The 21,948-nt window shown below is 38.8% G+C and carries 21 protein-coding genes; 13 read left to right on the top strand and 8 right to left on the bottom strand.

The genetic code is table 11. The annotated features are described in order from the left end of the window. The first annotated feature begins 2 nt into the window (after positions 1–2). Positions 3–371, top strand: coding sequence for a methylglyoxal synthase (locus tag G498_RS0113385; RefSeq protein WP_026981622.1), 369 nt, complete (start codon positions 3–5; stop codon positions 369–371). On the opposite strand, the gene G498_RS0113380 is transcribed toward G498_RS0113385, so the two are convergent. Both G498_RS0113380 and G498_RS0113375 read right to left on the bottom strand, forming a co-directional pair. Then, positions 364–744: a RidA family protein gene (locus G498_RS0113380; RefSeq protein WP_026981621.1), complete on the bottom strand. Its 381-nt coding sequence runs from the start codon at positions 742–744 to the stop codon at positions 364–366. The genes G498_RS0113385 and G498_RS0113380 overlap by 8 nt on opposite strands. Positions 745–814: 70 nt before the next feature. Further along, a complete protein-coding gene (locus G498_RS0113375; protein ID WP_240470449.1) occupies positions 815–3,571 on the bottom strand; it encodes a putative LPS assembly protein LptD in 2,757 nt (918 codons plus the stop codon). Positions 3,572–3,611: 40 nt separating this feature from the next. Here G498_RS0113375 and G498_RS0113370 point away from each other — a divergent pair, with 40 nt between their 5' ends. The 9 genes from G498_RS0113370 (at position 3,612) to bshA (ending at position 13,792) form a co-directional block, all read left to right on the top strand. Continuing rightward, on the top strand, positions 3,612–4,715 hold the full coding sequence (locus tag G498_RS0113370; protein WP_026981619.1) for an N-acetylmuramoyl-L-alanine amidase family protein: 1,104 nt from the start codon (positions 3,612–3,614) through the stop codon (positions 4,713–4,715). 55 nt (positions 4,716–4,770) lie between these two features. After that, positions 4,771–5,733, top strand: coding sequence for an MlaD family protein (locus G498_RS0113365; RefSeq protein ID WP_026981618.1), 963 nt, complete (start codon positions 4,771–4,773; stop codon positions 5,731–5,733). A gap of 21 nt (positions 5,734–5,754) precedes the next feature. Beyond that, positions 5,755–7,095 (top strand): (Fe-S)-binding protein, encoded by a 1,341-nt coding sequence (locus G498_RS0113360; protein WP_026981617.1) that lies wholly within the window; start codon positions 5,755–5,757, stop codon positions 7,093–7,095. 28 nt (positions 7,096–7,123) lie between these two features. Continuing rightward, positions 7,124–7,915, top strand: coding sequence for a (Fe-S)-binding protein (locus G498_RS0113355; RefSeq protein ID WP_026981616.1), 792 nt, complete (start codon positions 7,124–7,126; stop codon positions 7,913–7,915). Further along, positions 7,915–8,544 (top strand): hypothetical protein, encoded by a 630-nt coding sequence (locus G498_RS0113350; RefSeq protein ID WP_026981615.1) that lies wholly within the window; start codon positions 7,915–7,917, stop codon positions 8,542–8,544. Before G498_RS0113355 ends, G498_RS0113350 begins: the two co-directional genes overlap by 1 nt. A gap of 102 nt (positions 8,545–8,646) precedes the next feature. Continuing rightward, a complete protein-coding gene (locus G498_RS0113345) occupies positions 8,647–9,129 on the top strand; it encodes a hypothetical protein (protein WP_026981614.1) in 483 nt (160 codons plus the stop codon). Between the two features lie 31 nt (positions 9,130–9,160). After that, positions 9,161–12,067, top strand: coding sequence for a glycoside hydrolase family 3 N-terminal domain-containing protein (locus G498_RS0113340; protein WP_026981613.1), 2,907 nt, complete (start codon positions 9,161–9,163; stop codon positions 12,065–12,067). A gap of 34 nt (positions 12,068–12,101) precedes the next feature. Further along, positions 12,102–12,572: a DUF1801 domain-containing protein gene (locus G498_RS0113335; protein WP_035744117.1), complete on the top strand. Its 471-nt coding sequence runs from the start codon at positions 12,102–12,104 to the stop codon at positions 12,570–12,572. A gap of 68 nt (positions 12,573–12,640) precedes the next feature. Then, positions 12,641–13,792 carry an N-acetyl-alpha-D-glucosaminyl L-malate synthase BshA gene (gene bshA, locus G498_RS0113330; RefSeq protein WP_026981611.1) on the top strand — a complete coding sequence of 384 codons (1,152 nt, stop codon included), beginning with the start codon at positions 12,641–12,643 and terminating at the stop codon, positions 13,790–13,792. Between the two features lie 45 nt (positions 13,793–13,837). Here the strand turns inward: bshA and G498_RS0113325 are convergent, their stop codons facing one another. After that, entirely contained in the window at positions 13,838–14,347 is a 510-nt protein-coding gene (locus G498_RS0113325) for a hypothetical protein (protein WP_026981610.1), read from the bottom strand. Positions 14,348–14,453: 106 nt separating this feature from the next. Continuing rightward, the gene (locus tag G498_RS0113320; RefSeq protein ID WP_026981609.1) at positions 14,454–15,260 is read right to left on the bottom strand and encodes a hypothetical protein; all 807 of its coding nucleotides are present in this window, start codon (positions 15,258–15,260) and stop codon (positions 14,454–14,456) included. 227 nt (positions 15,261–15,487) lie between these two features. Here G498_RS0113320 and aroC point away from each other — a divergent pair, with 227 nt between their 5' ends. Further along, on the top strand, positions 15,488–16,528 hold the full coding sequence (gene aroC, locus G498_RS0113315) for a chorismate synthase (RefSeq protein ID WP_026981608.1): 1,041 nt from the start codon (positions 15,488–15,490) through the stop codon (positions 16,526–16,528). Positions 16,529–16,589: 61 nt separating this feature from the next. Further along, positions 16,590–17,336 carry a T9SS type A sorting domain-containing protein gene (locus tag G498_RS0113310; protein WP_131387675.1) on the top strand — a complete coding sequence of 249 codons (747 nt, stop codon included), beginning with the start codon at positions 16,590–16,592 and terminating at the stop codon, positions 17,334–17,336. 52 nt (positions 17,337–17,388) lie between these two features. On the opposite strand, the gene G498_RS0113305 is transcribed toward G498_RS0113310, so the two are convergent. Continuing rightward, positions 17,389–17,805, bottom strand: a complete 417-nt coding sequence (locus tag G498_RS0113305; RefSeq protein ID WP_026981606.1) for a thiol-disulfide oxidoreductase DCC family protein — start codon at positions 17,803–17,805, stop codon at positions 17,389–17,391. Position 17,806: 1 nt separating this feature from the next. Further along, positions 17,807–19,978 (bottom strand): endonuclease MutS2, encoded by a 2,172-nt coding sequence (locus G498_RS0113300; RefSeq protein ID WP_026981605.1) that lies wholly within the window; start codon positions 19,976–19,978, stop codon positions 17,807–17,809. Between the two features lie 83 nt (positions 19,979–20,061). Here G498_RS0113300 and G498_RS0113295 point away from each other — a divergent pair, with 83 nt between their 5' ends. Then, positions 20,062–20,727 carry a uracil-DNA glycosylase gene (locus tag G498_RS0113295; RefSeq protein WP_026981604.1) on the top strand — a complete coding sequence of 222 codons (666 nt, stop codon included), beginning with the start codon at positions 20,062–20,064 and terminating at the stop codon, positions 20,725–20,727. A 32-nt stretch (positions 20,728–20,759) separates the two neighbouring features. Here G498_RS0113295 and G498_RS0113290 read toward each other — a convergent pair whose 3' ends face one another. Both G498_RS0113290 and G498_RS0113285 read right to left on the bottom strand, forming a co-directional pair. Further along, positions 20,760–21,308, bottom strand: coding sequence for a hypothetical protein (locus tag G498_RS0113290; protein WP_026981603.1), 549 nt, complete (start codon positions 21,306–21,308; stop codon positions 20,760–20,762). An 11-nt stretch (positions 21,309–21,319) separates the two neighbouring features. Then, a complete protein-coding gene (locus G498_RS0113285; protein WP_026981602.1) occupies positions 21,320–21,904 on the bottom strand; it encodes a hypothetical protein in 585 nt (194 codons plus the stop codon). Positions 21,905–21,948 lie beyond the last annotated feature (44 nt).

Genomic DNA, 21,948 nt, shown 5'->3' with positions numbered 1-21,948 from the left:
CTATGGAAATTGCAATAATCGCCCACGACGGTATGAAAGCCGACATGGTTCAGTTTTTAAACGAACACAAAGCGTTTTTACGCTCGGAAAACATCAGTCTGATTGCCACCGGAACCACCGGAAGCAAAGCAGAACACGCCGGATTTAAAGTAACCAAAATGCTGTCCGGACCAATGGGAGGCGATGCTCAGATTGCGGCCCGTGTGGCGGAAGGAAAATGCAACATGGTGCTGTTCTTCAAAGATCCGTTAGCAAAACACCCTCACGAGCCGGATATTAACATGCTCATAAGGGTGTGTGATGTGCATAATGTGCCGTTGGCCACCAATGAAGCTACGGCAAAATTATTATTGAAAGCAATTGCTATCTGATTGCCATCATTGAAATTTCAACATTTACGTTTTTAGGCAAACAGGCCACCTGAACCGTTTCTCGTGCCGGAGCGGTTTTTTCGTTAAAATAGCTGCCGTAAACTGCGTTAATTTTTGCAAAATCGTTCATATCACTGATGAAAATAGTGGTTTTGAAAACGTTTTCAAAAGTCATGCTGGCAGCTTCCAGAACGGCTTTCATGTTTTCCATAACCTGTTTGGTTTCCGCTTCAATGTTGTCTAAAACCAATTCGCCGTTTTCAGGATTAATAGCAATCTGTCCCGAAGTATAAAGCGTATTCCCGACTAAAACAGCCTGATTGTAAGGTCCAATAGGAGCCGGAGCCTTTTCTGTAAAAATGATTTTTTTCATATCTCTAAAATAGGTCAGTAGTCTATTCTTAAATTTCTTGTCTCTTGTTTCTTGTTTTTTACCTCCAAAACTATCTCAAACGTCTGTCTGGTAAACTACGCTTATCCCACTTAATATCGCTAAGTACAGACGATTTGATTCCGATAAAAAAGCCCCAGGAAGAATAAATTCCGATAGGCATCCAGTTAAAGTCCATGCGCCAACTCAATAAATCGCGTTCAAAACGCAATTGTGTAAATGTAACCCCTTTGTTAACAAAGTCATATCCCGAAGAGAATCCCATTTTCCATCGGGGGGTAACATCTATATTTCCGGAGAGCATTAAGGAATTCCCGACTATTTTATTTTCACGGTTGTTATTAGAAAAGGTTAAGGAGTAGGCCAGGCGCAAATCCCAAGGAATGGTTAATGAGTAGAATTCCGTTTCTTTTTTGTCTTTTTCTTCTTTTTTGTCTTTGTCAAACATACTTTGACGCTGATCGCTTAAATCGACACCGCGGCCAAACAAATCGTCCGGACGCCCTCCGTTCATCTCCGTTTGGTTGACGGTGGAAGAAGTATTGGAAAGTTCAGAACTTGCTAAAGCATAATTAACAGTGACATTAGCACTGGTCATTCGGAAAAGACTTCCTCCATTGTCGATATTGTATTTTTGAATTCTTCTTCCGGAATTGTCAATAGCATAAGGATCTAATGTGGTTCCGAAATTCAGGTTTAGCTTATCGTTAAATAAGTTAGTTCCACCGGTAATTCTCATAGGTGACCAAGGTAAAGAATCCGCAGCAATATTATAACTTGTCGAAAAATTCAGGTTGTTCAAAAGCATTACTTTTTTAGGCTCCGTTTTGGTTTCGTCTTTATCGCGAACTTTAGCTTCAAAAGTGTTGCTTAACGACATACCGATGTTGTTCGAATAACTTTTGCCCGGAGCTCCGAAGATTCCGTTTTCAAATCTTGTGTAATCTGCGTAGGTTGTTCCTGTTGCGTCTAAGGCATAAGTGTCATAATACCTTTCAAAACTAGGAGTATACCCATAAGAAACCCCTGGGCGCATTACGTGACGGATGGCCTGAATTTTTTTATCCTCACCAAAATTAAAAGTACCGTAAATGGTAGTACCGATACTTGCGTTGAAATTGTAAGTTCTGAAAGCATCAAAGCCGTTCACATCTTTGGTTTCAACATTATTTGTTAAAGGATTATAAGCTTTCTCAATCGTTTTAAAATACCAGACTTCATTATAATTTGTACTGGTAGTTACACTAAAGTATTTAAATACCTTGAAGTTTGTACTGATTGGAATACTGTGCTGAAACCCGTTTTTAGAGTCACGAAACATTTCCGATTTGAAAAACAGGGAATCCGTTGTCCGTATTCGGTTTTCCCCTCTGATATTATACTGAAAGTTGATGTTTTTAAGAATTCCTTTTTTAGTCCCGTTTTTTGGTGCAAAAGGGTAAATACGATCGACACTTGCCTGAAAAGTAGGTAAGGTCATGTCAATCTGTTCGGAGTTTGTGTTTTGGGAATGTGTGGCCGTAATCGACATATTCACTTGAGGAACCGTCTGAAAAGTTCTGGAATAGGAAACCGACGAACTTAAATTATTGTTCATGGATGAACCGATATTCATCTGATTTAATGACTGACGGAAATATTGACTGCTCCCCATATTTACAGAAGCAGAAAATCTAGAATTCGGACTGGCTTTCGGGTCCTGCGAATGCGACCATTGGATGTTGTACTGTCTTGATTTTGAATAATCAGGAAACCCTTTTTCACTGAAAATCTGATTCTCAAAACGAATATTTACCCGTCCGTTAAATCTATAGCGTTGGGCATAACTGCTTTCAAATCGCAAGGCATAACTTCCATTAGTGTAATAATCACCCAAAACCGCCAAGTCATAATAATCACTCAAGGCAAAATAATAACCGCCGTTCTGAAGGAAATACCCACGCTGTCTTGTGTCTCCAAAGGTTGGGATGATAAACCCTGAAACAGCTTTTTCACTCATCGGAAAATAAGCAAACGGTAAGCCAAGCGGCGTAGGGACATCAGCAATAACCATATTGGTTAATCCTGATACTACTTTTTTTCCCGGCACAAATTTAATTTTCCGTGCTAAAAAATAATATTCAGGGTCTTCAATGTTTTCAGAAGTTGTGAAACGGGCGTTCTTCATGAAATAAACTGAATCGTTTTCCCGCTTGCTGATTTCAGCTTTTACGCGAAATTCGCCTTGTTCTGTTCTGGAATTCCAAACTAATGCTTTCTTGGTTTTAGTATTAAATCGAATCGAATCGGGTTCAATCACATTGGTTCCTTGCTTAAAAACCGGTCTCTGACTTAAATTTCCCACACTGTCTTTTATGCGTCCGGCGTACACTTCGTTTTTTTCATAATCGAAAACGATAATTCCGGATTTCAGTTCGAAGTCTTTATAGTATAATTCGGCCTGATTGTATAAAGTAAGCTGTTTTTTCTTTTGGTCTATTTTTTCGTAGTCAACAGCTTTTCGTTTTACAATTCCTTCTAAAAGGGGTTTCTTTTTTTTGATGGAATCGTTTTTCACGGTGTCTTTTACCTTAAGCACGTCGGAGATGCCTAAATTTACGCTATCTTTCTGTTTATCAACAGGTATAGATACAGATTTTGTTGGATTTTCCTGAGAGTAAATTTTCAAATTCCCCAATGTTAGGAAAAATGATAATAAAACGATATGAAATAAGTTTGTACGCAACGCTTTTAATACTATTTTTGTAAAAATCTGGCTTAATTTTTGACGGTTCAAACTTACATAATATTTTTCATCAAAATTAAGCATTTAGTAAAATTATAACCTATCCAGATTAAATAAAAAGAATATGACAGGGATTATCGGAAAAAAGCTATTGATTACAGGATTTTTGATCCTGTCAGGATATATTGTATCGGCTCAGAATAACGCAAAATTCCGCGTGGTTTTGGATGCTGGACACGGAGGAAACGATTTTGGCGCCACTTATCACGGCTATGTGGAAAAAAACAACGCCCTAAACGTAGTCCTGAAAGTAGGCCGGATTCTTGAAAAAGATGCCGGAACTCAGGTTATTTACACCAGGAAAACAGATGTTTTCATTCCGTTGGATGAGCGTGCGGACATCGCCAATAAGTCTAAAGCAGACATTTTTGTTTCCATTCACTGTAATGCCAATAAGAATACGGCCGCAAGTGGTTCGGAAACTTATGTAATGGGGGTAACCCGAAATGCCGCTAACCTTGAAGTAGCGAAAAAAGAGAATGAGGTAGTTACTCTGGAGAAAGACTATAAGGTAAAGTACGACGGTTACGATCCGAAATCGCCGGAGTCTGTAATCGGGATGACATTAATTCAGGAAGAGTATTTAGACCAGAGCATAGAACTGGCAGCAGGTGTTCAGGACCAATTTGACGGCAAAGTAGGAAGAAAAAACCGCGGTGTAAAACAAGCAGGTTTCCTTGTGCTTAGAAAAATCTACATGCCGAGAATCCTTATCGAGATGGGATTTGTGTCCAACAAAGAAGAAGGTGCCTTTTTAAGTTCGGATGAAGGTCAGGAAAAAATTGCCGAAGCGATTGCCAATGCGATTTTAGATTACAAAAAAGAATATTTCGTTCCGGGTACCGAAGAATATGTGGCTCCCGAACCCAGAAAAGTTGATACACCCAAAGTGAATACTCCGAAAGCAGTCAATACCAAGGGAATTGTTTTTAAGGTTCAGATTTCGGCCAGTTCTAAGAAGTTAGAGTTACGGGCCAATAATTTTAACGGTCTTGACAATATTTCTATGGAAGAAGGAACTGTCAACAAATATTTCCATGGTAATACCAATGATTATGAAGAAGCCAAAAAGGATCTGGAAGTTGCAAAATCCAAAGGGTATACATCGGCTTTTATCGTTGCCTATAAGAACGGAAAGAAGATTTCACTGAAGGAAGCTTTGCAATAATATAAAACCATTCTAAATTATTTTGTTTTAATTTTGTTTTAAAAATATATTGATTTTGAAAATTACCAGAGAAGTAAAGACAGCAATCTTAGTTATAAGTTCTATTTTATTATGTTTTTGGGGATATACATTTCTAAAAGGCAAAAACTTATTTGATAACTCAAGAAAGTTCTATGTAGTATACGATAATGTGGAAGGATTAGCACCTTCAGCAGCCGTTACGATAAACGGATTGACAGTTGGGAAAATCAACACTATTACCATTCAGGAAAATACTGGGAAATTGTTGGTTGAAATTCAGATGAATAACGATTTTCCAATTGCAAAATCAAGTACGGCAAGTATTTACGAACCTGGTTTTATCGGAGGGAAACAAATCGCCATTACTCCAAACTTTGAAGACAAAAACTATGCAGAATCCGGAGATTATCTTCAGCCGGAAGTAAAATTAGGATTAACCGCTTCCTTGGAGAAAAATTTAGCACCGATTCAGGAAAAATTAGACAAACTTTTACTGAATGCCGATGCCATGATTACTAACATTAACAATGTATTGGATGCTAATACACAGGCTAACCTTAAAAAAACCATTGCCGAACTGAATACTACCATGACGAATTTCAGCGCAGTTTCAGGCGATTTAAAGAAAATCACTTCTGAAAACAAAGAGAAATTAGGCTCAATGGTGGCCAATCTGGATAAAACTACGGGTAATTTTGCTAAAATTTCTGAAGATTTAGAAAAAGCCAAGTTAGGAGCAACGGTTGAAAATCTTGAAAAAACATTAGCTAATGTAAACAAATTAATGGCCGATATGGAATCCGGAAAAGGAACTATGGGTAAACTGATGAAAGATGAAGCGATGTATAACAACCTTACCAAAGCATCGAAAGAAATCGAATTACTTTTACAGGATTTACGATTACATCCAACCCGTTACGTAAACGTTTCGCTTTTCGGGAAAAAAGAAAAACCTTATGTAGCGCCAACAACCGCAACAGAACAACCAAAGAAATAACACCAACTTTAAACCAACCCTATGAGTATATTGCCTAATATAATGTTTGCCGTTATTCTTATTGCAGGAGGCGGATATTTTGCGATGAACCTTAAAAAGATTATCCGAAATATTAAGTTAGGACAAGATGTAAACCGTTCCGATAACCCTTCGGCCCGTTGGAAAAACATGGCGCTTGTGGCATTCGGTCAGAAGAAAATGTTTGCCAGACCTGTTCCGGCAATTCTGCATTTTGCGCTTTATACAGCGTTCGTAATCACTCAAATCGAGTTATTGGAAATTTTGATTGACGGGCTTTTTGGAACACACCGTTTTTTCAAACCGTCTTTAGGAGGTTTTTATACTTTTTTAATAAGTTTTATTGAACTGTTATCGGTATTGGCTTTAACAGCTACCGTGTTGTTTTTATCCCGAAGAAATTTACTGAAACTTCCGCGATTAAACATGAAAGAACTTATGGGTTGGCCTATGAAAGACGCCAACTTAATCCTTATCATGGAAATCATTTTGGTTTGTTGCATCTTCACCATGAACGGAACGGACGAAGTTTTGTATAATATTGGGAAATCTCATTTTGAAGGTCAGGGTTCTTTCGGATTCACGGTTTCACAACATTTAGGACCGGCACTTTTCGGAAATTTAAGCGAAGGAACTTTACATGTTTTAGAGCGAGCAGGATGGTGGGGACACTTTATAATGGTAATGGCTTTCCTTAATTATTTGTATTTCTCAAAGCATTTACACATCATTTTTGCTTTCCCGAATACTTATTTTGCAAATTTAAATCCGCAGGGGCAATTCGATAATCTTCAGTCAGTTACCAATGAGGTAAAACTGATGATGGATCCCAATGCAGACCCGTTTGCAGCACCGGCTCCAGACGCTGATGCAACACCGGCAAAATTCGGAGCAAGCGATGTTCAGGATTTAAACTGGGTTCAGTTACTGAATGCCTACACTTGTACGGAATGTGGTCGTTGTACCTCTTCCTGTCCGGCTAATCAGACCGGTAAGAAACTGTCACCTCGTAAAATCATGATGGATACCCGCGACCGTTTGGAGGAAGTTGGTAGAAATATAGATGCCAACAAAGGCGTTTTCGTTCCGGACGGAAAATCATTATTAAACGATTACATCACACCGGAAGAACTTTGGGCTTGTACTTCATGTAATGCCTGTGTGGAAGAATGTCCGGTAAACATCAGTCCGCTTTCTATCATTATGGATATGCGAAGATATTTGGTAATGGAACAAAGTGCCGCTCCGGTAGAGTTGAACAACATGATGACCAATATCGAAAACAACGGTGCGCCATGGCAGTACAACCAAATGGATCGTCTAAACTGGAAAGACGAAGCTTAATTATTAACGATTTCAACAATAAAGAGATATGTCAGCAAATTTAACAGTACCTACGATGGCCGAAATGATGGCACAGGGCAAACAGCCGGAAGTATTATTCTGGGTAGGTTGTTCAGGTAGTTTTGATGATAGAGCAAAGAAAATTACGAAAGCATTTGTAAAATTATTAAATCAGGCAAATGTTTCTTTTGCGGTTTTAGGTACGGAAGAGAGCTGTACCGGAGATCCTGCAAAACGCGCCGGAAACGAATTTTTGTTTCAGATGCAGGCCATGACCAATATCGAAGTCATGAACGCTTACGAAATTAAGAAAATCGTAACGGCTTGCCCACACTGCTTCAACACGATTAAAAACGAGTATCCGGAATTGGGCGGAAAATACGAAGTTGTACACCATACGGAATTTTTGAAGTCGCTTTTAGACAGCGGCCGTTTGTCTATTGAAGGCGGTCAGTTTAAAGGAAAGCGAATCACCTTCCACGACCCGTGTTATTTAGGACGTGCCAACAATGTTTACGAAGCACCTCGTGATTTAATCAAAAAATTAGATGCCGAACTGGTAGAGATGAAGCGTTCCAAAAAGAACGGTTTATGCTGTGGTGCCGGAGGAGCTCAGATGTTTAAAGAACCTGAAAAAGGGAACAAAGACATCAACGTGGAAAGAACCGAAGATGCTCTGGAAACCCGACCGGAAATTATCGCGGCAGGTTGTCCTTTCTGTAACACCATGTTAACCGACGGTGTGAAATTCAAAGAAAAAGAAGGTTCAATCAAAGTAATGGACGTAGCCGAATTAATCGCAAATGCCCAGGACTTATAATGAAGAAAATTCTTTTAACAGCATTAATTTTTTCGGGCACTGTTACCGTTTCCGGACAACAATTAGACAAAGAAGCACTACTCAGCCTTATGGCAAAAGAAACCTGTGAGTGCTTACAATCCAAAAAGGAAAAAATTGTTGATGAAAACAAGTTAAAAGCGGAAACAGGTTTTTGTATCATTGCCAGTTACACCAAGCATTCCGAAGAAGCTAAAACGGTTTTCGGACCTATATTTGAAGACACCAAAAAGGCTGAAAAATTAGGGGAAGAAGTAGCCATGAAAATGATTACGGTTTGTCCTGATACTTTTAAGACTTTGGTGGAAACCTTTATGACAGAAGAAGCAGCAGCTGATGAAAAAGCATCAGAAGTTTTCACACCTTCTGTTTCAGGTAAAGTTGTAGAAGTTAAAACGGGTGATTTTATCACATTAGTCATTGCTGATGCATCCGGCAGAAAACATTCCCTTTTATTATTAATGCCGTTTGAAGGTGCCAACTTGCTTATCGAAAACAAGCTGAAGAAAAGCCAATCTGTAGAAGCCAGATATTTCGAACAAGAGTTTTACGATCCCAAAACTAAGGATTATAAATATTTCAAAGTTCTTGATTTTTTAGAACTGAAGTAAAGCAAAATTTAAAACCTTAAGCACTTTCTTAAGGTTTTTTTATGCTGATAAGTTTTCAGAAAGTTCATTTAATAGCTTACTTTTGTGCTTTAACCATTTTATATGTTAGTAGATTTTAATACATTACCGGAAGATTCCAGAATTTGGGTATACCAGTCCGACCGTAAATTCACCGATGATGAAATTCAGGAAATCGAATCGGCCTTGGCAGAATTTGTGAGCCAATGGTCGGCTCATGGCTCAGGTTTGGAAGCTTCCTTTTTAACGAAATACAATCGTTTTATTATTATAGCTGTAAATCAGGGCATTCAGGCAACTTCGGGCTGTTCGATTGATGCTTCTGTAAGTTTTATTCAGAGTCTGGAGAAAAAATACAACGTAGATTTACTGGACCGTATGAATGTAACTTTCCGTTTAGGAGAATTCATTGCCTACAAACCGCTTATTGATTTTAAAAAAATGGTCAAGGAAAAAGCAGTTTCCGAAAACACCATTGTTTTTAATAATTTGGTGAATACCGTAGGAGAATGGCAGGATTTTTGGGAGGTTCCTGCTAAAGAAAGTTGGCACAGCCGCTTTTTTTAATCAACTGTAATTTTAATTCCGATTCTTTATAATGCGTTATCTTTCTTTACTTTTTCTTTTTTTTGCTCAATTTGTCTGGTCGCAGGCAGATGTCGATCCTATTCTGAAATATGACGATGTCCGTGAAAAAGTATGGGTAGACAGCATCTACAACCAGCTTACTTTTGAAGAAAAAGTAGGACAGTTGTTCATGGTGGCCGCGTATTCCAATAAAGACGCTGAACATGTAAAGTCCATCGATAAATTAATAGAAGAATACAAAATCGGAGGATTGATTTTTTTCCAGGGCGGACCGGTTCGTCAGGCGAAACTAACCAATCGCTATCAGTCCAAATCGAAAGTGCCTTTGTTCGTGGGAATTGATGGGGAATGGGGACTGAGCATGCGTTTGGATTCCACGTACCGCTACCCTTGGAACATGACTTTGGGCGCTGTTCAGGATATGAAACTCATTGAAAAAATGGGAAAACAGATGGGAAAACAGGCCAAACGATTAGGACTTCACTTTAATTTTGCACCGGTTCTCGACATCAACACTAATCCTCTAAACCCAATTATCGGAAACCGTTCTTTTGGGGAAGACAAGAACAATGTAACCGAAAGAGCACTTGCCCTAATGAAGGGAATTCAGAGTGAAGGTGTTTTAGCCACCGGAAAACATTTCCCCGGACATGGCGATACTTCCACCGATTCGCACCATACGTTGCCGTTCGTGAATTTTTCAAAAGAACGTTTTGAAGAAGTTGAATTTCATCCGTATAAAAAACTGTTCCGCGAAGGACTTGCCAGTGTAATGGTGGCTCATTTAAACGTTCCGAGTCTTGAACCCAGAGACGGGTTTCCTACTTCCATTTCGTATAATGTGGTAACCAATATTCTAAAAAAAGAACTGAATTTCAAAGGTTTAATATTTACCGACGCTTTAAACATGAAAGGCGCCAGCAATTTTAAACAGCCTGGCGATATTGATTTAGAAGCGTTCTTAGCCGGTAATGATATTCTGTTATTTGCCGAAAATGTTCCGGTGGCGCTGGAGAAATTCTGTCAGGCGTATAACGATTCGTTGTTTGATGACGCGCGTTTGGAACATTCCGTAAAGAAAATTTTAAAATACAAGTACAAAGTAGGGCTTAACAAATACAAACCGATAGATTTAAAAAATCTGTATGAAGATTTAAATGCTTCCGAATATGAGGATTTGAACTATCAGTTGTATGAAAATGCCGTTACCGTTTTAAAGAAAGAAGAACATAATTTCCCGATTACCAACTTAGCCGAAGAAAATATCGCTTATGTAAAGTTGGGAGATGACAGCAACGATACGTTTCTGAACGGCCTGAAAACCTATTCAAGAATTGACGAAATTGAAACCGACAGCATTCCTCTGATGCTGGAAAACCTTGAAAAATATTCTAAGGTAATTGTTGGTTTTCACAAAGCCGATGGTGCCTGGAAAAAACACGATTTCAAAGCAAATGAATTGGCCATTTTAGATTCAATAGCTAAACGAAAGAACGTTACGTTAGCGGTTTTCGCTAAACCGTATACGCTTTTATCGGTTAAAGATTTCAGCAAAATAACGAATGTGGTTTTGGCGTATCAGAACAACGCTATTGCCCAAACCGTTGCGGCGGAAGTTATTTTCGGCGCCATTGGTGCTAAAGGGAAAATTCCGGTTTCGATAAACAATTTCGTTAAAGTTGATGATGGCTTAAAAACGTCTAAAACCAATATTTTATCGTACTCTACACCCAAAAGTGTAGGGATGGACCCTTCTGTTTTATCGAAAATTGATGTTTTGGCCAAAAAAGCAATTGACGGGAACATGACACCGGGCATGCAGATTCTGGTTGCTCGAAAAGGGAAAATTGTGTACCAGAAAGCTTTTGGCTATCACGATTACAGAAAAGACACGAAAGTAAGTAATTCAGATGTTTACGATTTGGCTTCCTTAACGAAAATCCTGTCTACGTTGCCGAATGTGATGCAGTTGTATGATAAAGGGAAAATCAAATTTGACACCAAGCTGGGGCAAATGCTGCCGCTGTTTCAAAATACCGATAAGAAAGACATCACGCTGAAAGAAATGTTGACCCATCAGGCAGGACTTCAGGCCTGGATTCCGTTTTATCAGGCTACTTTAGACAGTACAAACCATCCGTCTAAAAAGTATTACCGTAAAACCTATTCCCCGGAATTTTCGTTGCAGGTTTCCGAAAATTTATTCCTGAGAAAAGACTATCAGGACACCATTATGAAACGCATCGCAGACAGTAAATTACTGCCAAAAAAACAGTACAAATACAGCGATTTTACGTTCATCATTCTCAAAGAATATCTGGAAAAAACACAGCACAGAAGCTTGGATTTTTTAAGTTATCACAACTTTTACAAACCAATGGGCATGAATTACATGATGTACAATCCGTTGCACAGAATGGATATGAGTGTAATTCCGCCAACGGAAAAAGACAAATACTTCCGCTATACGACGGTTCAGGGGTATGTGCACGATATGGGCGCGGCTATGCAAGACGGTGTAGGAGGACATGCCGGTTTATTTGCCAATGCGGTGGATGTAGCGAAAATGATGCAATTGTTCCTTCAGAAAGGAAATTACGGCGGACATCAGTATTTCTCCGAAAAAACCTTTGATGCGTTCAACGATTGTGCGTATTGTAACGTAGGCAACCGAAGAGGAATGGGCTTCGACAAACCACAATTACAAGGAGAAGGGCCAACTTGCGGATGTGCTTCCATGACCAGCTTCGGACATACCGGTTTTACAGGTACAATAGCCTGGGCCGATCCTGAAAAAGACCTAATTTACGTGTTTTTATCCAACCGTACATTCCCGGATTCAGCGGATAATAAGCTGTCTAAAAACAATATCCGAGAAGACATTCAAAAAGTGATTTACGAAGCTTTGACAGATTAATTAAATAGTTTATTTTAGAAGGAAAAATTATAAAATGCAGTCATCAGCAAAATCAACGGAAGACTATTTAGATTCTTTGCCGGACGACAGAAAACCGGCCATGGAAAAACTGAGAAATACCATTGTAAAAAACCTTCCCAAAGGATTTGAAGAAACCATGAGTTACGGTATGTTGGGCTGGGTGGTTCCGCATTCGATGTATCCCAAAGGCTATCATTGCGATCCTAAACTGCCGTTGCCTTTTTTAAGCATTGCTTCCCAGAAAAATTTCATTGCCGTCTATCACATGGGGATTTATTCCGATTCCAATCTTTTAAACTGGTTTACTTCAGAATATCCTAAACATGTGAAAACCAAATTGGATATGGGCAAAAGCTGTATCCGCTTTAAAAAGCCGGACCTGATTCCTTTCGAACTGATTGGCGAACTGGTACAGAAAATGTCACCGGCCGATTGGATTTTAAAATACGAAGAGGCTTTAAACAAAGGGTTCAGACAAAGTTAATATTATCTAAAAGTAAGGCAAAACCTTACTTTTTTGCTGTAAATTAGTGTCCACTTAGAAACAAAAAAATGAAAATCGCTATTGTTTGTTATCCTACTTTTGGTGGTAGTGGTGTTGTAGCAACAGAATTGGGTCTTGAACTGGCCCGTCGCGGACACGAAATCCATTTTATTACGTACAGTCAGCCGGTTCGTCTGGCGCTTTTAAATCCGAACATTCATTATCACGAAGTTAATGTTCCGGAATATCCGCTGTTTCATTATCAGCCTTATGAACTGGCGCTTTCCAGTAAGCTGGTGGATATGGTAAAATTGCACAAAATCGAAATTTTGCATGTGCATTATGCCATTCCCCATGCATACGCCGGTTATATGGCAAAGCAAATGCTTAAGAGTGAAGGCATCCGGATTCCGATGATTACAACCCTGCATGGTACGGATATAACACTTGTGGGAAATCATCCGTTTTATAAACCGGCGGTTTCTTTCAGCATTAATAAATCGGATTATGTTACTTCGGTTTCCCAGAGTTTAAAAGAGGATACGTACAAACTGTTCGACATCAAAAAAGAGATTGAAGTAATTCCGAATTTTATAGAAATAGACAAGGAAAGAACCGATGTGAATTCGGCCTGTCATCGTTCTTTGATGGCAACTCAGGATCAGAAGATTATCACGCATATCAGTAATTTCAGAAAAGTAAAACGTATTCCGGACGTAATCAAAACCTTTTACGAAATCCAAAAGACGATTCCCTCCAAATTAATGATGGTAGGGGAAGGCCCTGAAAAAGAAATTGCAGAGAAAATGTGCGATGACCTGAAAATCAACGACAAGGTAATTTTCTTCGGAAACAGTAACGAAATCGACAAGATTCTGAGCTATTCTGATTTGTTTTTACTTCCGTCGGAAACGGAAAGTTTCGGGTTGGCCGCTTTGGAAGCAATGGCATCCGGAGTTCCGGTGATTTCAAGTAATTCAGGAGGATTACCTGAGGTAAACAAACAAGGTTTTTCAGGTTATCTGAGTAATGTTGGAGATGTGGAAGACATGGCCAAAAATGCCATTACAATTTTATCCGACGACGAAACCCTTCTGAAATTCAAGAGAAATGCACTCGAACTGGCTAAAGAATTTGATATTCTGAAAATTATGCCGATTTATGAAAAGCTTTATGAAAAGGCTTTGCAGAAATATGAAGATAAAAACATGGTGAAATAAATAATAAAAAAACCCGACTTAAAAGTCGGGGTTTTTTTATTCAGTTTAGAATTTGTATCGGATACTCAAACCAAAGTCGGCTCCAAAACTATCATCTCTAACATCATTGTAATCACTACTTACATAAATTTCAGGTCTAAAGTCTAAAGAGATTTGTAATGGGATATCAAAGTTATATTCGATACCTATATCTCCGGTTGCTACAAAGAACGCACCAGATTCATCGTAATGAATGTCATGGCCAGGATTCCAATATTCTGCTCTCCACGTACCTAAACCGGCTCCTGGACCAGCATACCATTTAAAACCGTTGTCGATATTCCAAACCCATTGGTAAATCCCTATTAATTTTGCAGCATCGTAATGTTTTGTGTCTCTCCATCCCAAGTCAAACTCAAGTCTGTTTTTGTTTGAAATCCATCTTTGGTAGGATACTTCACCGCCAAAACCATCGTTATCACCTAAACGCAAACCAATTGCATTCTTACGATCCTGTGCTTGGGTGCTCAACGCTAATCCAAATAGCATTACAGATAAATAAAATAACTTTTTCATATTGATTATTGTTACAATTACTTTACAAATTTAGAGATACTGAGGAAACGATTGCTTATATCATTAATTTAATTTCTTACATAATTTACATTTGATGTGAAATCGTTTAATTGTAAGTGTCTAAAAACTCCTCTTGTGTTTGACTGCCTGAATCCGGAAAAGGTATAGGGATAGTTGGCGGTAAAGAGGCTAGCTGGTATTGCATTTCTGTTTTTACGTAAGCTACACCAATTTCATCTGCAATATATTGTCTTGAAATTAGGACGTCCTGTTCCGGCATTATGGTTACTGTAATCGGAAAGCCTCCAACAGACTGTTCCGTGGTGATGGAGGCTCTTAAAACAATTTTGGATGTTCTTACATTAGTATAAACATCGTTATTAGGAGAGGTAAAATTAGAGATTGTTTCTCCTCCAAATGATTTTAAGGTATAATTAATTTTGATTGGGTAACCACTGAATTCTTGTTCGATAACACCGGTTTTGGAAGATAATTGTTCGTTAACCGCTGCATTTTTTTTGAAAATAACAAAATTAGAAAGCGTTAAATCCAAAGCAATCGGCAATTGTTCTCCCATTCCTAAGGATAAATCTCCTGATAAAAGCAATTTGTTATCGGATTCTCTTACACCATTGTTTCTGAGTGACGATGAATAAAACCCTGCAGCCACATCATCTTTTACTTTGAATTTTTTATGTGTGATCCCATTGATAAGAGTGTCGCCGGAGATATAAAGGGAATCTCGGAATTGGTTTGCATTACTGTCCTCGACGTCATAAGTCCAATACTTGCCGGTTATAAGAGAAATTGTGAAGTTGGTGTCCGGTGTTGGGTTGTCGCTGCTAGAATCGTCAGAAGAACACGAAAACAGGATACCGCACAGTGCGGCTGCAAGCAATAATTTTGATTTCATAGTTAGTTTAGGTTAGTAATTTCCGCTAAGATACTAAAAATGATACACTAATCATTTAAGTGTTAAAATTTCACAGATAATTAATTTTTGAACTGTTTTTTGTAATATTTTTCGATTGTTTTATTGAATTCTGATAAAACTAAAAGGTTTGAGAAATTCCCGGATTAGTTGTAAAAAACCTGTAGCATAAAATTGAAAAAACTTACATTTGTTTAAAATATCAAGTTATGGCAGGAAATACCTTTGGAAGAAAATTTCAATTGATGACTTTTGGAGAATCACACGGAGAAGCAATCGGTGGTGTTATTGATGGTTGTCCTCCGGGGATAACACTCGATTTCGAGGCCATTCAGCGGGAACTAGACCGCAGAAAACCGGGACAGTCTGCCATAGTAAGCCAAAGAAAAGAATCGGACACGGTTCAGTTTCTGTCCGGAATTTTTGAAGGCAAAACCACGGGAACTCCAATCGGGTTTATCATTCCGAATGAAAACCAGAAATCCGGCGATTATGAGCATTTAAAAGACAAATATCGTCCCAGTCATGCCGATTATGTGTATGAAAAAAAATACGGAATACGGGATTATCGCGGCGGCGGAAGAAGTTCGGCCAGAGAAACGGCCAATTGGGTAGTAGCCGGAGCTGTAGCCAGGCAAATAATCCCTGAAATTAAAATAAACGCCTTTGTCTCTTCGGTTGGTGATATTTTTATCGATAAACCCTATCAGGCCTTGGATTTTTCCTTAACCGAAACCAATGCCGTACGCTGTCCGGATTTAGCAACGGCTGAAAAAATGGAAAATTACATCAAACAAATCCGGAAAGAAGGTGATACGGTAGGCGGTACCATTACCTGTGTAATTCAAAATGTTCCTGTTGGTTTGGGAGAGCCCGTTTTCGATAAACTGCATGCCGAATTAGGCAAAGCCATGCTCTCCATAAATGCCGTAAAAGGGTTTGAATACGGAAGCGGTTTTTGCGGCGCAAAGATGAAAGGAAGTGAGCATAACGATTTGTTTAATCCGGACGGAACTACAAAATCTAATCTGTCCGGGGGGATACAAGGCGGTATTTCCAACGGAATGGATATCTATTTCAGAGTGGCTTTTAAACCGGTTGCAACATTAATGCAGCAACAGGAAGTTCTGGATAATAAAGGTAATATTGTTGAACAGCAGGGTAAAGGACGTCATGATCCTTGTGTTGTACCGAGAGCGGTGCCAATTGTAGAAGCTATGACAGCGTTGGTAATTGTTAATTTCATATAAAAAATTTTGTTTGTCGGAAAAATTGTCTAATTTTATTGGCAATCAATTAAAAATAATAATTATGAAGAAAAAATTACTTTTACTTATTTTTTTAACGGCTTTTAAGTTAAGTTACTCGCAGGTTACCGTTAATATTCCTGGACCGGTTACATTTAATGGTTTTACTTTTAATGAATTGTATTCAACTAATGAGTTACAGGGTACTCTTACATCAGTACAGATTAACGCTACATTAACCGCAAGCGTTTCGGAAACTTACGCAAATGACTTAACCTTATATGTTACACCAACAGCCACACTTGCAGCAAATGGTTTATTGCAGATTGGAGGATTTTCCGATACTGGAGCTACTGAACTTCAATCCTGGCCTTGTGGAGCAGCTTGTGATTCAGATGCTCCGGGTACTGTAGTTTCGGGTACAGTTACTTTAGATACACCACTTAATTTTACCGGTTCAACTTATTCGGTTTGGCTTGGCAATGGTTATAGTGGTGCAGGTACTTCTGGTACTTGGGCTAATATTACTTTAACTTTAACAGGTGTTACGGAAGTAACAACCGCTACTACTGATTTTATTTCTTCTAAATTTTCAGTTTATCCTAACCCTGTAAATTCAATTATTAATATTGCGAATACAAACAATATTGATATTACCAAAACATTTGTAACAGATATAAATGGAAGAACTGTTAAAACAGTAAGTGGAAATGTTTCTCAAATCAACGTTTCAGACTTAAACGCTGGTGTTTACTTCATGAATATTGAAACAAACGAAGGAACAGCAGTTAAGAAAATAGTTAAAAACTAATTTTTTTAGCATTTAACATAAAAGTAAAAGTCCCGTTAATGCGGGACTTTTTTTATTCCAAAAACTTTGCTTTAATTTCCGGTGACGGAATCATGCAGCTTTCTTTTTTGCCAAACCATTTGTAGCGGTTTCGGGCTACAAAATCATATCCGATATCTTTCAGCCAATCCGGAAATACGGAAAACAAAACTAAAAGCGAATAAATTCCTCCAATGGTTCTGGCAATTTCAATGGCCGCTCCAGCCTTGATATGATAGGCGATTCCGGGTTCATATAAAATGATGCTGTCTGTTTTTTCAGGATCAACCCCAATATAATTCAGGATTTCCTTGCCCAAATCAGATTGTAAAGCAACAAAACGAAACGTATCGTTTTTATCCGCTTTAATAACTTTCTGAACGGTTGCATCACACAAATTGCAAACCCCGTCAAACAGAATAATCTTTTTATCTTTTGGCAGTTTTTCCATATTATTTCATTCGTTCTACCAATTCCAAACTGTCTAAATCAACTTTTGAAGTGAAAATGCCGTAGTTTACCGTGGCTTTGTTTTTTTCAATTAAATCGATGCTTCCGACCGCTTTTCCGTCAATCATTCGCACGCGGTCGCCCACTTTTAAAGGAATTTTTGGTTTGTTGGCTTCCTCTTTCTGGGCTTTGATTTTCTTCTCTTTCTTTTCCTTGCGGATTTCTTCGACTTTTTCTTTCACTTCTTCAATAACCTGTTTCTGAACAACTTCCTTGGCTTTTTTCTCTTTGGCTGTGATTTTTTTGCGTTTGGAATTTTCAATCTCCACCATTTTTAAAAATTCGCCAATCAGTTCTTTCTTGTTCTTGTTGTTGAAGTATTTCTCGGAAATATCATCAATTTTCTGTCCCATGTAAATCAAGCGCTGGTTCGCATCGAACAACTCCTGATAACTTTCCAGTTTCTGCTGAATTTTGGTGTTGATGTTTTCCATTTTCTTGCTTTCTTCGCGCGCCCGGATTTCTTCTTCCTTCAGGTTTTGAGACGTTTTTTCCAGTTTCGAGCGTTCTTTCTGAAGATTGGCAATTGTTTTGTCGAAGCGCACTTTTTCGCCTTCCACTTTCTTTTTCGCCCGATTAATCAACCCGTACGGGATGCCGTTTTTCTGCGCCACTTCAAACGTAAACGAACTTCCGGCCTGTCCCAGATGCAGCTTGTACATCGGTTCCAGCGATTTTTCGTCGAAAAGCATGTTCGCATTGGTGGCATAAGGCAACTCGTTCGCTAATATTTTCAGATTGGTGTAATGCGTGGTGATGATTCCGAAGGCTTCCCGTTCGTAGAATTCTTCCAGAAAAACTTCTGCCAAAGCGCCGCCCAATTCCGGATCAGATCCCGTACCGAATTCGTCGATTAAGAACAAAGTTTTGGCATTACACTTTTTAAGAAAATAATTCATGTTCTTCAGTCGGTAGCTGTAGGTACTCAAATGATTTTCAATGGATTGGTTGTCGCCGATATCCGTCAGAATCCGGTCAAACAGGAAGGTTTCGCTTCGCTCGTGCACCGGAATCAGCATGCCGCACTGCAGCATTAACTGAAGCAATCCTATGGTTTTCAGCGTGATACTCTTTCCGCCGGCATTCGGTCCTGAAATCACGATAATCCTACTGTCGTTTTGCAATTCAATGGTTTGCGGAAATGTTGGTTTGTTTTTTGCCTTATTGTTCAGCAACAAAATAGGATGGAAGGCTTCACGGAAAAACAAATGCTTTTCTGTGGTAATATGCGGCAGAATTCCGTTGATTTTATTGGCATAACGCGCTTTTCCTGCAATAACATCCACATCGCTCAAAAAGTCCTGATACTGATGCAAAAGTTCGGTATAAGGACGAATCGTATTGGTAAGTTGTTTTAAAATTCGGGTGATTTCTTCCCGTTCTTCATACTCCAGATTTCCCAATTCTCTGGAATAGCGCAAGGTAGCTTCCGGTTCAATATAAGCGATGCTTCCGGTTTTGGAACTGCCTAAAATTGAGCCTTTTACTTTTTTTCGGTACATGGCCAAAACAGCCAAAACCCGTCTGTTATCCACTATAGTTTCACGGATGTCGTCCAAATAACCTAAGCTGTTATAACTCGATAACGCCATCCCAAAACTCTGGTTGATTTTTCCGCGAACCAGATTCATATTTCTGCGGATTTCGGCTAAGGCAGGCGAAGCGGTATCTTTGATTTCGCCATATTTATCAAGTACTTCGTCAATTTTCTGAATGATGAATTTTGTCAGTTCAATCCCGGAAGCTTTTTCGTTCAGTTTAGGATAATAATCCTCAAATTTTCTGAGAAACAACAATAAGGTGTTTGTGGTTTCCGATAAGGTCGCAATTTTTTTAAAACTGCCGGCTTCCAGAAAACTGTCTTCGATGGCCAACATCTTCAAATCGCCCGAAATCTCATCGAAATAATGATTGGGAATCGCATTATTATTGGTGTAGGAGGAAACGTACTCGGATGTCTGCAGTAAAACATCCATCAGCATTTCTTTGTCTCTGAAAGGTTTTATGGCAAGTGCTTTTTGTTTTCCCAATTCGGTGGTACACAAATCGGAAATGGTTTCCAGCACGGTGTTAAATTCTAAATCCTGTAATGTTTTATCGTTAATTGCAATCATTGGCTGTATAGAAAACTTCAAAGTTACAAAGGATGCCAGTCACCTTGCAACAGAATTTCATATTTTTGGCAAAATTTTAGCCGATGCAAGTTGATATTCACCCGTCGTGGAGCAAAGTTTTAGCTTCCGAATTTGAAAAACCGTATTTTGAAAAACTGATTGCCTTCGTTAAAGAAGAATATTCCAAACACAAATGTTTTCCGAAGGGAAGCCAGATTTTTGCCGCTTTTGACCGTTGTCCTTTCGATAACGTAAAAGTAGTAATCATCGGTCAGGACCCGTATCACGGTACAGGTCAGGCAAACGGTTTGTGTTTTTCGGTTAACGACGGCATTGCTTTTCCGCCCTCACTGATTAATATTTTTAAGGAAATTGAAACGGATTTAGGTATTCCGATTCCAAAATCCGGAAATTTAGAGCGCTGGGCAGACCAAGGCATTTTACTTTTAAACGCGACCTTAACGGTTCGGGAAAGCCAGGCGGGAAGCCACCAGAATCAAGGTTGGGAGACTTTTACAGATGTGGTAATTCAGAAGATATCCGAGGAAAAAGAAAAGGTGGTTTTCCTGCTTTGGGGCGGTTTTGCCAAAAAGAAAGGCGCCAAAATTGACCGCAGCAAACATTTTGTGCTCGAAACCGGGCATCCGTCACCTTTGAGTGCGAACCGCGGATTGTGGTTTGGAAATAAACATTTCAGCAAATGCAATCAGCTGCTGAAAGCGAATAATAGGACGGAAATAGTCTGGTAATAAAAAATCCACCAATTTGGTGAATTTTTTTATCATTCTACTGTAAAGTAATAATAGCCCTGACTGTCGATATGATCGGCATTAGTGATTATTGAAACCATGGTTTTGTTTTCCTGATTTCTTGAAACCAGATTGGTTTTTAATATATTGCCGTCATTGTATTCCAAACGGAAACGGTATTCTCCCGGTTCATCTAAAGGGTAGGCCTCATCAAATTCATAGGTTTCGGTTGCCGGAACATACAAAACATCGCCAATACGGAATTCGTCTTCGTTAGGGAAAACAGTCTTCCAGGTTCCGCCGTCATTTCGTTCCAGATAATAGGCAAAACCAAAAGAAGTTGCTCCTGATGTTTTGTAAACATCCAACGGGGTTGTGTATCCGGGTTCCATAATATATCTTGAAAAATCAATTGAAAATTCAAGATTGTCACCTGCAGTATAGCCGCCAGCCGGAACATTAATTTTAATTAAATCAGGCGAATCAACATATACGGCATTGTAAAATTCGTCGTCATCGTTACAGGAAATCAATGCTAAAGAACTGATTAGTCCTAAAATATATAATCGTAGTGTTTTCATAATGCTGTAATTTAAAATCTGTAACCGAAACTTGCACCAACTCTTTGTACAATCTCCGGACTTTTATCGGTGTTGAAAAGATTTTTTCCCATTCCCACAAATAAATCTACGGCAAATTTATCTTTGAAATATAATTTATAACCTACGGCACCGCCAAGCGCTACATCAAAATAAGTGTTTTCAACAGCTTGGTAATAACCGTTTCCGCCTTCAACAAAGCGTTCTTTTGTTTTGTATTTTCCACCGTTGGCCGATGCAAAAGCTTCAACATAATAATAACTTACCTGACTTTTGGAAAGCGAATAACGCAAATAAGGAATAACTTCATATTGCGGCAAAGTACGATCGAAATTCTCATCAAAATCTTTTTTCTCTTTGTTGCTTTCAGATATGCTTGCACTCAATCCTACGGAAAAATCCTTGTTTAGGAAACGTTCGTAGCTCGCATGAATCCGCATTTTGGTAATAAGCGAAACAACATCCAGACGGACTTCATTTTTTTTCAACGAGATAGGGCTTACCACTTCGGTGGAATCCTGTTGTTGTGCATGTGCAAACTGAAAAAAGAATACAGCCACTAATGCCAGTTTTTTCATAAATCAAAATTTATTTAATAGCGGTAAATATAAGAAAAGGTTGT

It is taken from the genome of Flavobacterium suncheonense GH29-5 = DSM 17707 (assembly GCF_000430025.1).
In the GTDB taxonomy this organism is placed as follows: Bacteria; Bacteroidota; Bacteroidia; order Flavobacteriales; family Flavobacteriaceae; genus Flavobacterium; species Flavobacterium suncheonense.
Note: the sequence above shows the minus strand (reverse complement) of the source record. Positions and strands in the feature narration are given on the sequence as shown.

Coding starts and splice junctions, on each gene's coding strand:
- G498_RS0113375 (WP_240470449.1), bottom strand. CDS start 3,571: ATGCTTAATTTTGATGAAAAATATTATGTAAGTTTGAACCGTCAAAAA.
- G498_RS0113340 (WP_026981613.1), top strand. CDS start 9,161: ATGCGTTATCTTTCTTTACTTTTTCTTTTTTTTGCTCAATTTGTCTGG.
- G498_RS0113335 (WP_035744117.1), top strand. CDS start 12,102: ATGCAGTCATCAGCAAAATCAACGGAAGACTATTTAGATTCTTTGCCG.
- G498_RS0113305 (WP_026981606.1), bottom strand. CDS start 17,805: ATGGAAAAACTGCCAAAAGATAAAAAGATTATTCTGTTTGACGGGGTT.
- G498_RS0113345 (WP_026981614.1), top strand. CDS start 8,647: ATGTTAGTAGATTTTAATACATTACCGGAAGATTCCAGAATTTGGGTA.
- G498_RS0113310 (WP_131387675.1), top strand. CDS start 16,590: ATGAAGAAAAAATTACTTTTACTTATTTTTTTAACGGCTTTTAAGTTA.
- G498_RS0113290 (WP_026981603.1), bottom strand. CDS start 21,308: ATGAAAACACTACGATTATATATTTTAGGACTAATCAGTTCTTTAGCA.
- G498_RS0113355 (WP_026981616.1), top strand. CDS start 7,124: ATGTCAGCAAATTTAACAGTACCTACGATGGCCGAAATGATGGCACAG.
- bshA (WP_026981611.1), top strand. CDS start 12,641: ATGAAAATCGCTATTGTTTGTTATCCTACTTTTGGTGGTAGTGGTGTT.
- G498_RS0113295 (WP_026981604.1), top strand. CDS start 20,062: ATGCAAGTTGATATTCACCCGTCGTGGAGCAAAGTTTTAGCTTCCGAA.
- G498_RS0113385 (WP_026981622.1), top strand. CDS start 3: ATGGAAATTGCAATAATCGCCCACGACGGTATGAAAGCCGACATGGTT.
- G498_RS0113350 (WP_026981615.1), top strand. CDS start 7,915: ATGAAGAAAATTCTTTTAACAGCATTAATTTTTTCGGGCACTGTTACC.
- G498_RS0113380 (WP_026981621.1), bottom strand. CDS start 744: ATGAAAAAAATCATTTTTACAGAAAAGGCTCCGGCTCCTATTGGACCT.
- G498_RS0113320 (WP_026981609.1), bottom strand. CDS start 15,260: ATGAAATCAAAATTATTGCTTGCAGCCGCACTGTGCGGTATCCTGTTT.
- aroC (WP_026981608.1), top strand. CDS start 15,488: ATGGCAGGAAATACCTTTGGAAGAAAATTTCAATTGATGACTTTTGGA.
- G498_RS0113325 (WP_026981610.1), bottom strand. CDS start 14,347: ATGAAAAAGTTATTTTATTTATCTGTAATGCTATTTGGATTAGCGTTG.
- G498_RS0113370 (WP_026981619.1), top strand. CDS start 3,612: ATGACAGGGATTATCGGAAAAAAGCTATTGATTACAGGATTTTTGATC.
- G498_RS0113300 (WP_026981605.1), bottom strand. CDS start 19,978: ATGATTGCAATTAACGATAAAACATTACAGGATTTAGAATTTAACACC.
- G498_RS0113285 (WP_026981602.1), bottom strand. CDS start 21,904: ATGAAAAAACTGGCATTAGTGGCTGTATTCTTTTTTCAGTTTGCACAT.
- G498_RS0113360 (WP_026981617.1), top strand. CDS start 5,755: ATGAGTATATTGCCTAATATAATGTTTGCCGTTATTCTTATTGCAGGA.